The following is a 15,843-nucleotide window of genomic DNA, read 5'->3' as shown; positions in this document are numbered from 1 at the left end:
AGCAAAGCTATTCACTGCTCTGGAGCGTCAGGGCAATTTGGCGGTTATTGGCCAATGCCTGGCCGGGTTCCAGCGACTGGCCGATTACTTTACCACGCCCCTGCGCAATGACGTGGAGGCCCCGGTTTTCGAGTAGCGGCAGGGCGTCGCGTAAAGGTAAGCCCCGCACGTCGGGCACACGGTCTTTCCGGACAGGCAGGCTTCGCCACGAGCCGCCTTCCGTACGACGTACCCAGCCTTCGGCGGCGGGCTGACTGTCAATGTTCAGTTCAGAACCAATTGTGTGCAACTCATCGGCGTAACCAGCGCTGGCCAGCATGGCTCCCTGCGGACGAGATGCCGTGGTCTTGCGCATCCGCATAGGCGCGTGAATATCGATGTCGTACGCATAGATGCGATCGGCCACCTCCTTGAATACAGGAGCCGACACACTACCTGCATAAAGCAGATTGACGTTCTCGCCATGCGGATTGTCGACCATGGTGAGCACGCTGTACTTTGGTTTATCGGCGGGGAAATAACCGATGAACGAGGTGTAGTAGCGGCCTTTCTGGTACAGGCCATTCACGATCTTCTGCGCCGTGCCTGTTTTGCCGCCAATTGAATAATGCGGATTTTGAATGTTACGGGCCGTGCCGTGGGTCACAACCCCCTCGAGCATCTTCTTCACCAACCGAATCGTTTCTGGTTTGGCAATCGGATTCGGTGATACATACGGTTCTGTTTCTTCCACAACCTCACCGGCCAGTTTCACCTGTTTCACCAGCATCGGACGTACCCAGCGCCCGTCGTTGGCCACGGCATTATAGAACGTGAGCATCTGTAGCGGCGTGAGCTGCATTTCGTAGCCGTACGACATAAATGTGAGCGACGTTTTGCTCCAGCCTTTCATGTCGGGGTTGCGCATCACGGGCGGCGCTTCGCCTTTCATATGAATACCCGTTGGCCGGTTCAGGTGGAACCGACGCAGGTACTGGCAGTATAAATCGGGGCGGGCGTAGAAATAGCTCTGCATCATCAGGTGAATCCCCACGTTCGACGACTTTTCAAAGACCTGTTGCGCCGTAATACTGCCCGAGGCGCCACCCTTCGAGTCGGCCACGTCAACGCCGTGATACCGAACAGCGCGGTCGCCGGTGTGGATCATCTTACCGGGGTAGATCGCCTTTTCCTCCAGCAAGGCCATCATGGTGGCCAGCTTGAACGTGCTGCCGGGGTCGGTGCGGCCGGCCAGGGCGTGGTTGAAGTTTTCAACGTACCCATCGCCTTGCCGGGTCAGGTTGGCCAGTGCCCGAATTTCGCCCGTCTGTACGTCCATCACAATCACGCAGCCTTTATCGGCATTGTACTTATCCAGCGCGTTTTTTAAGGCCGTTTCGGCAATATCCTGAAAGTTGACGTCAAGTGTCGTATGCAGGTCGAGCCCGGGCTCGGGCTTCATGTCGGGGCCGTCGTCGACCGGTTTTTTCACGCCGCCTGCCAGAATTTCTACCAGGCCAACGGCATTCTTTCCGGCCAGTACCGACTGGAAGGAAGCTTCAAGACCCATTTGCCCCTGCCTATTTTTCGGGTTCAGATCGCCAACGGTTCTAAGCGCCATCTGACCATACGGGTGATAGCGTTCGTAGTAGGCCCGTAAGCCACCCCCCCGAGCCGACAATTTTTTTGTTGACCGAAAAAAGGGCCAGGTCAGCATTTTTTGCCGTTCCTGAAACGAAATACGCCGGCGGTTCAGCAGCAAATATTTCCGGCCACTTTGCCGTGCCGCCCGAACCAGTCCTGTATACTCGTTGGCCGATTTATCCCGAAACAAACCTGACAGCAGCATACCCAGCGAATCGACCTTACTATTGAAATAGCCCTCTTTAGCCACACGCGGATCGATACCCACTTCATACGTTGGCAGAGACGTGGCCAACAGGCTGCCATCGCGGGCGTAAATGTCGCCCCGTTTAGCCCGCAGGGTATCCTGTCGAATCTGGAAGCCTTCTATTCGTTCGTTCCAGTACTTGGCTGTCGTTTCGCCCTTCTTTTTAAACGTGGCGAAATATTGCATATACACCAGTCGACCGATAATGGCTACGCCCAGCAACACCAGAAAATAGAAGGCGTGCCGCGACCGGATGAGGAATTCTTCTTTGATGTTCATGGGAAAGGAGTTTGCTGTTTGCTGTTTACAGTTGCTCCGCTAGCGAGCAGTACGTGCCCTGGCGAAGCAACTGTAAACAGCAAACTGTTTTATTCGTTGACAATCAGTTTCGTGGGTGGGCTTTGGCTATCCAGTAAGCTGTCGGCCAAAACACGTTTGCTGAGCTCCGATTGCTTGCTGCTGCGGGCCAGGTCGGCCTCCAGCGTCGTGGCCTGGGCACGTAGCTCATCTACATCGGTGCGGGTGCGGTGAATCCGGCGGACGAGCCGTTCGGCGTTGTGGTTCAGGCCGATATACAATACCAGCAGCAACGTGACCCACAGAATACGGTTGATGTTCCGAATAGGCCAGGCGTTGTCTGACCCGAATAGCCGGTCGAAACCCATAACCTCATTGATCCAGATGGCAATGCGGTTGGGCTTCCGTTTACGCCGCGTTGGTTTCACCGGCGGCTGGTGCTTGAAGGTGTTAAGGGCCATGGGAAGGGGGGAGGAAAGGGAGGAAAGGGAGGAAAGGAGGAAAGGGAGGAAGGGGAGCCTGGCGGAGCTACCCTTTCCTCCGTTCTCCCCTTCCTCCTTCCTCCCCTCTCTCTGCTATTCTCAGTTTTGCGCTTCTGGCCCGTGGGTTATGGGCTACTTCGTCGGCGCTGGCTTCAATGGGTTTGCGCGTGACGGACTGCAGGGGCTTTATCTCGTTGCCGTAGAGGTCTTTCTCTACCTCGCCCGAGAACTTGCCTTTGTTGATGAAGTTCTTCACCAGCCGGTCTTCCAGCGAATGATAACTCATCACCACCAGTCGGCCACCGGGAACCAGTACGTCGGGCGTTTGCTCCAGAAACTCTTCCAGCACCTTCAGCTCGTCGTTCACTTCAATGCGCAGCGCCTGAAACACCTGCGCGAAATACTTGTTTTCTTTCCCCCTTGGCGCACAGCGCTTTAATGCGTCTTTCAAGTCGTTGATGGTCTGGATCGACTGGTTGGCGCGGCCCGATACCAGTGCAGCGGCGGCGGTGCGGGCGTTGGTCAGTTCGCCGTACATACCCAGAATACGGTGCAGTTCTGTTTCCGGGTACGTGTTCACTACCTGGCGGGCGGTGAGGTCGCCCTGCTGGTTCATCCGCATGTCGAGATCGGCGTCAAAGCGGGTGGAAAAGCCGCGTTCGGGCGTGTCGATCTGGTGCGACGAAATACCCAGATCGGCCAGGATACCGTCGACCTGCCGCACCCCGTAGAGGCGCAGGTACCGTTTCAGGTTCCGGAAATTGGCGGCGATAAAGGTGAGTCGCGGATCGTCGATGGCGGCGGCATTGGCGCGGGCGTCCGGGTCCTGATCGAACACCAGTAATCGGCCCGCGTTTCCTTTTGCATCGGGCACCATCGCGTTGAGCATAGCCCGACTGTGCCCGCCGCCCCCGAACGTCACATCGACGTAGACGCCACCCGGTTTCAGGGCGAGGCCGTCGATGCACTCGGCCAGCATAACGGGATTATGGTACTCGGTAGTCATAGGGCGTGGGGTTAAGGTGGCTCGTTGGAAAAGCCTTACACAAACTTAACAAAACCCACTCACCCAACCAGCCCAATCCGTATTGTTACGGCTGAATATTGCTTGAAATTATGTTGTCTTCTTTCAGCTTCCGCACCACTACGCGCGGGTCTAACGCATCCTGCCTGAAGGATTGAATTGAGGTTAGGCCCTTCCAGAAAGGGGTATGATCGGGAAGCGTTTCCAGTTCAAGCACCACATCATTCACACTGGCAGCATACTTTCCCTGACTGATCAGGCTGCTTTGTCCGAGATGCAGGGTCAACATGACCTCACTGGTACACGCCCTGCTTTTCGCCCGGATCAGTGAATCGACATTCCCGAACGCTAATGGCCCCGCATCGACGGTGCAGACGGAATAGTTGGCCGGAAACGCCCGTACATACTGATCCAGGTAATGGGGCGAAGTCCGAGTCAGCTTTGACACGACCAGGATGCGGGTAAAGTCAGGCGGTGTGCCGTTGGTATTGCTCTGAAAAGAGACGCAACTAGCCAACAGGCTTATCGACAGGCAGTAAACCAACGTTTTCATGAGCTGCAATAAAGTTATTGTGACAGGCAAAGCACCGTTAATGCGGCTTTCAATCCATTAACGGTCAATGAAATAGCGATGAACAACCCGTTAAATGTCACCAGGAATAGGCCCTGGCTCCGGCCGCTCATCGCTGGGAACGTACCGACACACAGGCACGCTCAGTTGCCACTGGTCATCTCGCGTACGTACGGGACCTCGCCCGATATGATTCGATCAGCACGTAATTGCCTTACGATTTGTTCGGCGCTGGGCACAACGCCGCCGGGAGCCTGCGCAATGGCTTTCCAGAATGATTTCTGCGTAGTCATGTCTGTCATCTCCAGCAGTACTTCGTCGGTAGACCGAATGTATTCGCCCGAGCCCGTTGTGTAGTTCCGATACGGGTTAATCGTTAGCACAACCTGGCTTTTGCAAGCCGCCAATTCCTTCCTGACCAGGCTGTCGGGGTTGCCAAAAGCCAGCGGCCCGGCCGCCACCACACACACTTCATAGTTGCGCGGAAACGAGTTGAGGAACATGTTCAGGTAGTCGACCCGCATGTTGGGTAGCTTGGAAACGACCAGCAGGCGCGTAAAGTCAGGAATGGCCGCCCGGTCTATGTTGCTGTTGAACGATACACAACCGGTAAGCAGGGCAAGGAGCAGAAGTAAGGACGCTTTCATGGTGACCGTAGTTTTGTTGAATAGACTGTAGCGCGTTGATTATCTGGCTGAGATCAAGTAAGTAACGGATGGTTTAATAAATGACCCTATTTTGTTTTTGAACGGGAATGCCCCCTTTTACTGTTGCCCCTGTTGAAAAACGGAGCATGGCGTATACGCTATCATCGCATGAAGAATCGACTGACTTACCTCCTTACGACCTTACTTGGTTTACCCTTCCTGGCGAATGGCCAGTCGGCCACAACGGTGAAAACGGGCATATGGCGGGCTGCCCTGGAAACCAGCGGTGGCCAGCTCCCCTTTGGCCTTGACATCAAACCAGCCGCAAAGGCGGGCAAGTACACGGTTTTCGCCATCAACGGAGCCGAACGCTTGCCTATGGACGAGGCAACGCTGCAAGGCGATACCCTGCACATGCCGATGGGGCTGTTCGAGTCGGAACTGGTGGCGAAAGTAGACGGTGACAGGCTAACCGGTACGTGGCGCAAGCGGCGCGTGAACGATCAGTTTCAGCTCGTACCCTTCAGCGCCCGCTTTGGTGAAGCCAGCCGCTTCAACGTACCTGCGGGCGTAGCTCCGTCGGGCGACCTGTCGGGTAAATGGCAAACGGTGTTCCGGGCCGCAGGCAACGATGGTGCGCCGGGCGATACCACCGTTGCTGTAGGTGTATTTGCGCAGAAGGGCAATGAGGTGACAGGTACGTTCCTGACCCCCACCGGCGATTACCGGTACCTGGCTGGTAATGCCTTCGGCGACAGCCTGCTGCTCTCCTGCTTCGATGGCGGCCATGCATTTTTGTTTAAAGCCCGGCGTGGAGACGCCCGGCGTGGAGGCGCGAAAGAAGGCCCGAACCAGACCCTAACCGGTGTTTTCCATTCCGGCCCAACTTATCGCGAAACCTGGACGGCCCGCCTCGATCCCAAGGCTTCGTTGCCTGATCCAGCCAAACTAACGTACCTGAAACCCGGTCAGAAATTCACGTTTGCCTTCCCGGATGCTTCGGGAAAGACGGTGTCGCTGACCGATCCGCAGTTTAAAGGCAAGGTAACGGTGGTGCAGATTATGGGGTCGTGGTGCCCGAATTGCATGGATGAGACCAAATTTTTGGCCCCCTGGTATGTCAAAAACAAAGCGCGTGGCGTTGAAGTGGCGGGGTTGGCGTTCGAGAAAACGGCCGATCTGGCTGAGTCGGGACCAAAGCTGAAACGGATGAGCGAACGATTCCAGATCCAGTATCCCGTATTGCTGGCCGGAACCAATAACAAAATCGAAGCGGCGAAGTCATTACCAGCCCTGAGCAGCGTGGTGGCGTTTCCGACAACGATCTTCATCGATAAAAAGGGAACAGTACGCCACATTCACACTGGTTTTTCGGGACCGGGTACGGGCGTTTATTATGATCAGTACGTAGGTGAATTTAACCGGTTGATCGATAAACTTCTGGCCGAATAATTGCTTAAGCTTCGCCGGTTACGGCCACACAACTGCGTGCTCACCGTGGACGAAACAAGTGCGTACGTCGACACAAGGAACTTGTGTATCGACACATATTTTTTTCTGTCAGAAAGTAATCCGTCTTTTGTTTAAGAATCTAACTTCTTTTAATCGCATGAAATTTCTACTCATCCCCGTAGCAGCCCTGCTGACCCTGTCGGCTGCCAATGCGCAAACCTGGAATGTTGACAAAGGTCACTCTCGGGTTGGCTTCTCGGTTACTCACCTGCTGCTGTCGGAAGTTGACGGCAACTTCAAAACGTTCGATGCCAAGATCACCTCATCGAAAGAGGATCTGTCAGACGCCGTTATCGAACTGACTGCCGATGTTAACTCAATCAATACCGACAGCGAGCGCCGCGATGGGCATCTGAAAAGCCCTGATTTCTTCGATGCCGCCAAATTTCCAACCCTGACGTTCAAGAGCACTTCGTTCAAGAAAGTGGAAGGTAAAAAATATAAACTGACGGGCGACCTGACCATGCACGGTGTAACGAAGCCCGTTACGCTGGACGCGTTTGTAACGGGTCCCGTTAAAATGAAAGGGATGGGCGGCAAAGAGCAGGAGAAAGTAGGCCTGAAACTGAACGGCACCATCAAACGGACTGATTTCGGCGTAGGATCGCCCGGCGGTACTACCGTTAGTGAAGAAGTAGAACTGAAAGCCGCCGGTGAATTCGCCAAGCAGGCTGCTCAGTAGTAGCTGGTCAATCCAGGTACGTCCTTATACATCAAGGCCGACGCGTTTCAACGTGTCGGCTTTTTTGTTGGTGGCGGTGATAAGTACGCGGACAACACGATGGCACACGTCAATCTGTTCAATCCATTTAATCCGCGTACTATCGTGTTGCCCACGTACCCGTATAAAATTCGTATTTTTGCGGCCTTAACGTGGCCCCGGCCCCATCAGACGGCATGATTGCAAAGACATATTCACCCACCGATATTGAAGCCAAATGGTACCAGTATTGGCTTGATAATAAGCTATTTACCTCTACGCCCGACGAGCGTGAGCCGTATACCATCGTGATTCCGCCGCCCAACGTAACGGGCGTGCTGCACATGGGCCATATGCTCAACAATACCATTCAGGACGTGCTGATTCGCAAAGCCCGGATGGAAGGAAAAAATGCCTGCTGGGTGCCGGGCACCGACCACGCCAGTATTGCCACCGAAGCCAAAGTGGTGAATATGCTGAAGGAACGGGGCATTGATAAAAAAGACCTGAGCCGCGACGAGTTTCTGGCCTACGCCTGGGAGTGGAAGGAGAAGTACGGTGGCATCATCCTGCAACAGCTCCGCAAACTCGGCGCCTCCTGCGATTGGGACCGTACCCGCTTCACAATGGATCCCGCCCTGTACGAATCGGTGATCGACGTGTTTGTTGACCTCTATAATAAAGGCCAGATCTACCGGGGTGTTCGTATGGTAAACTGGGATCCGCAGGGCAAAACCGCCGTATCGGATGAGGAAGTAATCACAAAAGAGGTGCAGCAGAAACTCTGCTACATCAAGTACGAAATCGTAGGCAGCGACGACCACGTTATCATTGCCACCGTTCGGCCCGAAACGATCATGGCTGATGCCGCCATCGCCGTAAACCCAACCGACGAACGGTATGCCCACCTGCATGGTAAAAAGGCACGTATTCCGCTGATTGGCCGGGAGATTCCGATCATTACGGACGATTACGTAACGATCGACTTCGGAACGGGGTGCCTGAAAGTGACGCCCGCCCACGACCCGAACGACTACGAACTGGGTATCAAGCACAACCTGCCTGTTATTGACCTGCTCAACGACGATGGCACGCTGAACGAGAAGGCGCAGATCCTGGTCGGTATGGATCGGTTTGCGGCCCGGAAGGCGATTCTGAAGAGGCTGGAAGAGTCGGGCAATCTGGAAAAAGTAGAGGAGTACAAGTCGAACGTGGGCTTCTCGGAACGGACCAACGCCGTCATTGAGCCGAAGCTGTCGTTGCAGTGGTTCCTGAAAATGCAGGATATCGCCAAACCGGCGCTGAATGCAGTCATGACCGACGACATTGCGCTGGTACCGCCTAAGTACAAGAACATGTACCGCTCGTGGATGGAGCAGCCTCACGACTGGTGTATCAGTCGCCAGTTATGGTGGGGGCAGCGCATTCCGGCGTTCTACATGCAGGATGGCACCGTCATTGTGGCCAAAAACAAGCGCGAGGCGCTTCGGAAAGTGCAGCACGAGAAACTGCTCTTCGCCATGACCGAAGCTGACCTCACCCAGGACGACGATGTGCTGGATACCTGGTTCTCGTCGTGGCTGTGGCCCATTTCGGTATTCGACGGCATCCGCCACCCCGACAACGACGAGATCAGTTACTACTACCCCACCAACGACCTCGTTACGGGCTTCGATATTATCTTCTTCTGGGTTGCCCGGATGGCGATGGCGGGCTTCGAGTTCCGGGGCGAACGGCCGTTCAAAAACGTGTATTTCACGGGGATGGTCCGCGACAAGCAGGGCCGCAAAATGTCGAAGCAACTCGGCAACTCACCCGACCCGCTCGTACTGATCGACCAGTTCGGCGCCGATGGCGTTCGGACGGGTATGCTCTTCAGCGCCGCCGCCGGGAACGACCTGCTGTTCGACGAAAAACTCTGCGAACAGGGCCGTAACTTCTGCAACAAAATCTGGAACGCGTTTAGACTGGTGAAAGGCTGGACGGTGGCTGACGCAGGCGCATTGCTGACGCGTGTAGAGCCGCAAAATCTTGCGGCTCTACACGCGCGTCAGCAATTGCCCATCCAATGGTTCGAAGCTAAACTGAACCAAACGCTGGTTGAGATTGAAGGTCATTTCAGCAAATTCCGTATTTCGGATGCACTTCAGAGCATCTACAAGCTGATCTGGGACGATTTCTGTTCGCAATACCTCGAACTGATCAAGCCGACGGAATACACCGAAAAAGACGCCGACGGGAATTATAGCGGTATTATCGACGAGGCAACGTACCTGGCTACGATCAACTTCTTCGAGCGGCTGATGGCCCTGACGCACCCGTTCATGCCGTTCATCACCGAAGAAATCTGGCAGGATATTCGCGACCGTCAGCCTGGTGAAAGCCTGTGTACGGCTACCTTCCCGAAAGCCGCCTCGATCGATACGGGTATACTGGCTGATTTTGATACGCTGTTCGAGATCGTGACCAGCATTCGGAATATTCGCAACGCCAAGCAAATTGCGCCGAAGGTAGAATTGCCGCTGTCGATTCGGACCACTACACCCGATCGGTTTAAAGTGCTGGAAGGGCTGATTCAGAAAATGGCGAACGTACCTGCGATTGACTACGTGTCGGAGAAGCTGAACGCAGCCCGGCCAGAGAATGCGACTTCGTTCCTGATCAAAGGCGACGAATTCTTTATTGATCTGGCCGATCAGCTCGACGAAGAGCAGGAGAAAGAAAAGGCGCAACAGGAGCTGGATTACCTGATCGGTTTCCGCGATTCAGTAATGAAGAAACTCGCAAACGAGCGGTTTGTCGCCAATGCCAAAGCCGACGTTGTAGAACGCGAACGCCAGAAAGCCACCGACGCCGAATCGAAAATCGCGTCGTTGCAGGCGTTTTTGAACAGGTAATTTGAGACACCTCTTTTCCACGAAAAATGTCCAGCCAGAACTAGCTGGGCATTTTTTATGGAAAAGTATACGCTTGATTCTAGCGTTTCCCAGTTAAAAATTGCCAGAAAGAACGCCGTTTGGGCGTTTCCTGCTGAACGACAGTAAAGCCACCGCCAACGATGGTACGTTGTTCAAAGGTGGCATACATCGTAATGGAGAGCGGTTCCTTCGGCTGCTTAGCAGCTACCTTAATGGTCATCCTACTACCGTCCCCGATAAGGCGGAGGCGAATCGTGTCCTGAACGTGGTCAGACGCATAAATCGGCAGGTTGAACTCCCCCTGCTCGTTGGTAGTCACAAAACGTCCGCCGCCCTCAGGTCCAACGATTGCCTGATTGTAAGGTATGCTGTCTTCATTGACGATGCGCCCTGTTATACAGAAGAGCACAGGATCAGACAAGGTAACTGTGTTTCTAGGCTGTATTGGTGAGGCAGCCGTTGGTAAACTCGTCGGCTTTGACGGTGCTGGCTGTGCCCGCGCCGTTTGCCAGCCCAATACGAGTGCCATCGCCCAACGTACCCAGGCCATATAGCCAGCTTGTTCTGAACGTACCTGAACTGGCTGAATCGACCGCTCTAACTGATCGGTACGGAACCGGCCACAGGCCGCCTCGCCCGTATACGTTGCCAGCCAGTTGGCCAGTTCCCGGTCTGAAAAGGCCGAAAAATCCTGCACTGTTTTCTGGCAGGCTGCACAGTGTCGCCCGCCAGTCACACTGGTCATCTGCTCCCACGATTCGGTACAGGGCAAAGGAATGGAAACTACAGCAGACCGTGGCATACAATACTTGTTTATTGAAGCTATACAAACTTGAAATTCGATATGCTTATAATAGATCCTGATTGATGAAAATCAGGTTCTCATGCTTCATGTCGAAGCTGAAATTGAATTGGCTTGTCGCTCTGAAGACCGCTGCTGAACTGCCCATCTGCATCTGGTCGTGTACCTCCACCAATAGCATCCTCACGCGAGGAAGCCAGATGTCATAGTTTGTAGAGAATAGCTCTTTTTCTGATCCCTCAATATCGATTTTCAGCAGGTCTATAATTGGCCAGTTACGCTGTTGCATAAGTGTTGGCAGGCAAACCGCCGGTAGGGCGGTTGCATCATCCGGCGTTGTTACGACCACCTGAAATGAGTTGCTGGTTGCCTCTGTATTGCTGATTTTCAAATAACCGTCAGTTGACCATACGCCAGCACAACGAGCCTCTATTTGCGGATAATTGGCACAATTACGCTGAAGTTGTGCAAAATTAGCCTTATCGGGCTCGATAGCTACAAGCTGTGCATCTGGAAATCGGTGCGCAAAGTAGACAGCTGATAACCCGATATTGGCGCCTGCATCAACAATCGTCTTGGGATCGAACGGATAGGGGAGCTTGTATTGATCCTGAATGAATACCTGATCGAATGTATATAGATCGGACGTGTGCGGACGTAAATGGAATGTTGTACTGTACCGACCCGATGAAAGCCGTTCGTTTTGATGCGTCTTGATAGCCGTATACATACGGAGGGCATCGAGCCATCCAAATGTTTTAAGCAATCCTTTTAATCGTGATGCCATACCGGCTGGCAACGTAGAAACGCCACTTCTAGTGTGCTGGCAGAGCGAAGTGCGGCTTTTTAACCTTGCTTATTACTGTACGGCCAGTGCTGGCGTGGCAACTTCCAGTCAACTGGCTATAGGTTGGTTTATGAACACTAAAGCCCCGGCCTGCTACAGCAAACCGGGGCTTTGACGTAAATCGTAAATGCTTATTTGTTGCCGTACTTCTTACGGAATTTATCAATACGACCAGCGGTATCGAGCAGTACGTTCTTACCCGTGTAGAAAGGGTGCGACTGTGAGCTAACTTCGATTTTCACCAGTGGGTACGTTTGACCTTCAAACTCCATTGTGTCTTTTGTCTGAACAGTTGAGCGCGTTACAAATTTGTAATCGGCCGACATGTCGTGGAATACCACATCGCGGTACTCTGGGTGAATGCCCTTTTTCATTGTATCTATCTGATTATCTGCCAAAATTCGGTTTCCGTCCGAAAAGGATTGCAAAAATAAAGGCTTTTTCGCTGACACACAACACTTTCTGACAACGAATTGCAGAATTAACCGCACCCTAATATTAATGACCTAAAAGAGGCGCGGGCACTGGGATTTTCGATGGTAAATCGGCTATTTTGATCAGCCTCACAGGAAAGCTTTCTTCATTTTAAATACCAATTCTATATACGCAGTAGTTTTTGTAACAGAAATGCTGCATACTTTTTCAGAGTAGTACCTTTTTTAGATCCGCTACTTAGTAGAGTACTGTAAGTCGTTTACGATCAGTCATCAACGGATTGGTCTGGCAGTTCGTCAAGTTTCATTTTTCAAAGGACTTCTTGGCGAAGCGAATTTTTCGACCGGTTTGGGGTTACCTTTAACAGTGGCTTACTACTCGGTTTGGCTGCTCTATGTTTCTGTATTTGTCTAATTGTCAACACATTGTATCATAATAGACTGACTCGTTGCGGAACGGTTTTTACTGATCGTTCCACAGCCCTGTTAATCGTAAAATCACGGTAAAACGCGTATCTAACCCCTACAAGCACCATGTATGTAATTAAGCGAGATGGCCACCGGGAGTCGGTCAAATTTGACAAGATCACCGCCCGTATCGAAAAACTGTGCTACGGCCTTGACCCGGCCTACGTACAACCCGTTGAAGTAGCCATGAAGGTGGTCAACGGGCTATACGACGGCGTGAAAACCACCGAACTCGACAACCTGGCCGCTGAAACGGCCGCGTCGTTGACGACCCGGCACCCTGATTATGCCATTCTGGCGGCTCGCATTGCGATCTCCAATCTGCACAAGGAAACGAATAAATCATTCTCGGGCACCATCAAGCGGCTGTACAATTACATTGATCCTAAAACGGGAGAAAATGCGTCGCTGATCTCGAAAGAAGTATATGACGTAGTTCGGGAGAACGCGGCTATCCTTGACTCAACGGTTATTTATGACCGGGATTACGGTTATGACTATTTCGGCTACAAAACGCTCGAAAAGTCATACCTCCTGAAAATGGAAGGCCGGATTGCCGAGCGTCCGCAGCATATGCTGATGCGCGTGGCGGTTGGTATCCACATGGATGACATTGACGCGGCCATTGAGACCTACAACCTGTTGAGCGAAAAGTGGTTCACCCACGCAACGCCAACGCTCTTCAATGCCGGTACGCCGAAGCCGCAAATGAGTAGCTGTTTCCTGCTGACGATGAAAGACGACAGCATTGAAGGCATCTACGACACGCTGAAACAAACGGCCAAAATCTCGCAGTCGGCGGGTGGTATTGGCCTGAGCATCCACAACGTGCGGGCAACAGGTACGTATATCAAAGGTACCAACGGCACCTCGAATGGTATCGTGCCCATGCTGCGCGTATTCAACGACACCGCCAGGTACGTTGATCAGGGCGGGGGTAAGCGCAAAGGCTCATTCGCCATTTACCTGGAGCCCTGGCATGCCGACATCTTCGACTTTCTGCAACTGAAGAAGAACCACGGTAAGGAAGAAAACCGCGCCCGCGACCTGTTCTACGCCCTCTGGACACCCGATCTGTTCATGAAGCGGGTAGAAGACAACGACTCGTGGTCGCTGTTCTGCCCGCACGAGTGCCCTGGTCTGTCTGATGCCTACGGCGATGAGTTCGAGGCGCTGTACACCCGCTACGAGCGCGAAGGGCGCGCCCGCCGCACGGTAAAAGCGCAGGATCTGTGGTTCGAAGTGCTGGAAAGCCAGACGGAAACGGGAACGCCATACATGTTGTATAAGGACGCTGCCAACCGGAAGTCGAACCAGAAAAACCTCGGTACCATCAAATCGAGTAACCTTTGCACCGAGATCATGGAATACACCTCGCCCGATGAAGTGGCGGTGTGTAACCTGGCCAGCATTGCCCTGCCAAAGTTCATTCTGAAGGGCGACGATGGCGTGTTGCGCTTCGATCACCAGAAGCTGTACGAAGTAACGCGCACAGCCACCCGCAACCTGAACAAGATCATCGACCTGAACTACTACCCCGTTGAGGAAGCCCGTCGCTCGAACATGCGTCACCGGCCAATCGGATTGGGTGTACAGGGTCTGGCCGATGCGTTTATCATGCTTCGTATGCCGTTCGAATCGGACGAGGCGCGGCGGTTGAACGAAGATATTTTCGAGACGATCTATTATGCCGCCATGACTGCCTCGCTCGAACTGGCCAAGCAGCATGGCCCGTACGAAACCTGGAAAGGCTCACCGATCTCGCAAGGTCAATTCCAGTTCGATATGTGGGGCGTAACGCCAAAGTCTGGTCGCTGGGACTGGAATGCACTACGCACCGACGTAATGGAGCACGGTGTACGGAACTCGTTGCTGCTGGCACCCATGCCAACGGCATCGACCAGCCAGATTCTGGGTAACAACGAGTGTTTCGAGCCGTACACGAGCAACATCTATACCCGCCGCGTACTGTCGGGCGAATTTGTGGTGGTGAACAAGCACCTGCTGCGCGATCTGGTGAAGCTGGGTCTATGGAATGATGCGATGAAGAATAACCTGATCATTGCCAATGGATCGGTGCAGGACATCCCGAACATTCCGCAGAACCTGAAAGATCTGTACAAAACGGTTTGGGAGATCAAGCAGAAGCACATCATCGACATGGCGGCCGACCGGGGCGCGTATATCTGTCAGTCGCAATCGCTGAACATCCACATTCAGGATGTGAACTTCGGTAAACTGACGTCGATGCACTTCTACGCCTGGAAAGCGGGTCTGAAAACGGGTATGTATTACCTGCGCACCAAAGCCGCCACCGATGCCGTGAAGTTCACCGTAGTACAGCCGCAGGCCGAGCCACAACTGGCCCCCGCCATTGCCGAAACTGCCCCTGTTGAGGTACCACTCGACTACGTAGGGTACGCCAAAGAGCACGCCGCCCAGAATCCACAGCAGGTCAGCGAAGCCGAACAAGCCTACGCCGCCATGATCTGCTCACTGGATAATCCAGACGCCTGCGAAGCCTGTGGAAGTTGATTTTAAGGTTGAATATCAGTTACTTATCACTCCCGGTTGTGTCTGACATGGCCGGGAGTGTTCGTGAAAAAGAGAATTAATTACACAGTATAAAAAGACATAAATCTAAAATCTGATATCTATTTGTGGATAAGGATAAGGCGTATTACGAAAATTGGTTAAATTATATTGAAAATGCCCAATTAAGCGCTGTAGGCGATTTACCCACAGTCGAGTTGTCGCTTTAGGAAGCTCGAAAAATAATTCAGGTTGCGCTCGAATTGAACGAATACAATAACCCAGCGTTAGACAGGGTAAAATCACTCTTGAGCCAACTCAAGAGTAAACAGAAAATATTGGCAGAGGAAATCGATAGCCACGATTTGAATATTAATCACTGCCGGTTCATGATTGATTTATTAAGCAGACTGACTAACGAAGATGGATAATCAACAGGTGATAGACGATTTGGCCAAGCGGGCAGAAGCTATTCTTGAAGAAGGGATTAATAAGGCTGATAGTTTGCTCGTCAAGAATGCCAGTATACGCACACAGCTTGAGCAGTTCAAACGAGATGTAAGTGAACGACTTGCTCAACAGGACAAGTCAGAGCCTCTTCATCCCTAAAATGCTATATGAAAGCCTCAGCAGAACAGAAATCGGTCAGTTTAAAGGATGTTGTAATAACGGAAAACCCTGAATCAGGTCGCCTTTTTGGAGGCCGTGTTCTTTTTCCGGAGACGAATGAACTGGCTAA

General features: G+C 52.9%; 13 protein-coding genes. 5 read left to right on the top strand and 8 right to left on the bottom strand.

The features are described 5' to 3' along the window. Positions 1-7: 7 nt before the first annotated feature. From ACAW75_RS13400 to ACAW75_RS13380, 5 genes are all read right to left on the bottom strand, one after another. The gene (locus tag ACAW75_RS13400) at positions 8-2,149 is read right to left on the bottom strand and encodes a PASTA domain-containing penicillin-binding protein (protein WP_370729235.1); all 2,142 of its coding nucleotides are present in this window, start codon (positions 2,147-2,149) and stop codon (positions 8-10) included. An 89-nt stretch (positions 2,150-2,238) separates the two neighbouring features. Further along, positions 2,239-2,628, bottom strand: a complete 390-nt coding sequence (locus ACAW75_RS13395; protein WP_370729234.1) for an FtsL-like putative cell division protein — start codon at positions 2,626-2,628, stop codon at positions 2,239-2,241. A 67-nt stretch (positions 2,629-2,695) separates the two neighbouring features. After that, positions 2,696-3,655, bottom strand: a complete 960-nt coding sequence (rsmH, locus tag ACAW75_RS13390; protein WP_370729233.1) for a 16S rRNA (cytosine(1402)-N(4))-methyltransferase RsmH — start codon at positions 3,653-3,655, stop codon at positions 2,696-2,698. An 85-nt stretch (positions 3,656-3,740) separates the two neighbouring features. Next, positions 3,741-4,226: a hypothetical protein gene (locus ACAW75_RS13385; RefSeq protein ID WP_370729232.1), complete on the bottom strand. Its 486-nt coding sequence runs from the start codon at positions 4,224-4,226 to the stop codon at positions 3,741-3,743. 161 nt (positions 4,227-4,387) lie between these two features. Next, complete coding sequence (locus tag ACAW75_RS13380) at positions 4,388-4,891, bottom strand: hypothetical protein (protein WP_370729231.1); 504 nt, start codon at positions 4,889-4,891, stop codon at positions 4,388-4,390. Positions 4,892-5,059: 168 nt separating this feature from the next. Between ACAW75_RS13380 and ACAW75_RS13375 the strand changes: the two genes are divergently transcribed. From ACAW75_RS13375 to ACAW75_RS13365, 3 genes are all read left to right on the top strand, one after another. Beyond that, entirely contained in the window at positions 5,060-6,343 is a 1,284-nt protein-coding gene (locus ACAW75_RS13375; protein WP_370729230.1) for a peroxiredoxin family protein, read from the top strand. A 157-nt stretch (positions 6,344-6,500) separates the two neighbouring features. Beyond that, the gene (locus ACAW75_RS13370; RefSeq protein ID WP_370729229.1) at positions 6,501-7,085 is read left to right on the top strand and encodes a YceI family protein; all 585 of its coding nucleotides are present in this window, start codon (positions 6,501-6,503) and stop codon (positions 7,083-7,085) included. Positions 7,086-7,300: 215 nt separating this feature from the next. Further along, positions 7,301-10,000 (top strand): valine--tRNA ligase, encoded by a 2,700-nt coding sequence (locus ACAW75_RS13365; RefSeq protein WP_370729228.1) that lies wholly within the window; start codon positions 7,301-7,303, stop codon positions 9,998-10,000. A gap of 79 nt (positions 10,001-10,079) precedes the next feature. On the opposite strand, the gene ACAW75_RS13360 is transcribed toward ACAW75_RS13365, so the two are convergent. The 3 genes from ACAW75_RS13360 to ACAW75_RS13350 form a co-directional block, all read right to left on the bottom strand. Next, on the bottom strand, positions 10,080-10,823 hold the full coding sequence (locus ACAW75_RS13360; RefSeq protein WP_370729227.1) for a hypothetical protein: 744 nt from the start codon (positions 10,821-10,823) through the stop codon (positions 10,080-10,082). A 46-nt stretch (positions 10,824-10,869) separates the two neighbouring features. Continuing rightward, positions 10,870-11,610, bottom strand: coding sequence for an FkbM family methyltransferase (locus ACAW75_RS13355; protein ID WP_370729226.1), 741 nt, complete (start codon positions 11,608-11,610; stop codon positions 10,870-10,872). A 191-nt stretch (positions 11,611-11,801) separates the two neighbouring features. Further along, positions 11,802-12,044, bottom strand: coding sequence for a type B 50S ribosomal protein L31 (locus ACAW75_RS13350; protein ID WP_370729225.1), 243 nt, complete (start codon positions 12,042-12,044; stop codon positions 11,802-11,804). Between the two features lie 594 nt (positions 12,045-12,638). Here ACAW75_RS13350 and ACAW75_RS13345 point away from each other — a divergent pair. Next, positions 12,639-15,107, top strand: coding sequence for a ribonucleoside-diphosphate reductase subunit alpha (locus ACAW75_RS13345; RefSeq protein WP_370729224.1), 2,469 nt, complete (start codon positions 12,639-12,641; stop codon positions 15,105-15,107). A 420-nt stretch (positions 15,108-15,527) separates the two neighbouring features. Next, positions 15,528-15,713: a hypothetical protein gene (locus ACAW75_RS13340; protein ID WP_370729223.1), complete on the top strand. Its 186-nt coding sequence runs from the start codon at positions 15,528-15,530 to the stop codon at positions 15,711-15,713. Positions 15,714-15,843 lie beyond the last annotated feature (130 nt).

This window comes from Fibrella arboris, from assembly GCF_041321095.1.
Classification (GTDB): Bacteria; Bacteroidota; Bacteroidia; order Cytophagales; family Spirosomataceae; genus Fibrella; species Fibrella arboris.
Note: the sequence above shows the minus strand (reverse complement) of the source record. Positions and strands in the feature narration are given on the sequence as shown.

Excerpts from the sequence above, each read along its gene's own strand:
- ACAW75_RS13355 (WP_370729226.1), bottom strand. The coding sequence starts at position 11,610 with ATGGCATCACGATTAAAAGGATTGCTTAAAACATTTGGATGGCTCGAT.
- ACAW75_RS13380 (WP_370729231.1), bottom strand. The coding sequence starts at position 4,891 with ATGAAAGCGTCCTTACTTCTGCTCCTTGCCCTGCTTACCGGTTGTGTA.
- ACAW75_RS13370 (WP_370729229.1), top strand. The coding sequence starts at position 6,501 with ATGAAATTTCTACTCATCCCCGTAGCAGCCCTGCTGACCCTGTCGGCT.
- ACAW75_RS13400 (WP_370729235.1), bottom strand. The coding sequence starts at position 2,149 with ATGAACATCAAAGAAGAATTCCTCATCCGGTCGCGGCACGCCTTCTAT.
- ACAW75_RS13385 (WP_370729232.1), bottom strand. The coding sequence starts at position 4,226 with ATGAAAACGTTGGTTTACTGCCTGTCGATAAGCCTGTTGGCTAGTTGC.
- ACAW75_RS13375 (WP_370729230.1), top strand. The coding sequence starts at position 5,060 with ATGAAGAATCGACTGACTTACCTCCTTACGACCTTACTTGGTTTACCC.
- ACAW75_RS13365 (WP_370729228.1), top strand. The coding sequence starts at position 7,301 with ATGATTGCAAAGACATATTCACCCACCGATATTGAAGCCAAATGGTAC.
- ACAW75_RS13395 (WP_370729234.1), bottom strand. The coding sequence starts at position 2,628 with ATGGCCCTTAACACCTTCAAGCACCAGCCGCCGGTGAAACCAACGCGG.
- ACAW75_RS13360 (WP_370729227.1), bottom strand. The coding sequence starts at position 10,823 with ATGCCACGGTCTGCTGTAGTTTCCATTCCTTTGCCCTGTACCGAATCG.
- rsmH (WP_370729233.1), bottom strand. The coding sequence starts at position 3,655 with ATGACTACCGAGTACCATAATCCCGTTATGCTGGCCGAGTGCATCGAC.
- ACAW75_RS13345 (WP_370729224.1), top strand. The coding sequence starts at position 12,639 with ATGTATGTAATTAAGCGAGATGGCCACCGGGAGTCGGTCAAATTTGAC.
- ACAW75_RS13340 (WP_370729223.1), top strand. The coding sequence starts at position 15,528 with ATGGATAATCAACAGGTGATAGACGATTTGGCCAAGCGGGCAGAAGCT.
- ACAW75_RS13350 (WP_370729225.1), bottom strand. The coding sequence starts at position 12,044 with ATGAAAAAGGGCATTCACCCAGAGTACCGCGATGTGGTATTCCACGAC.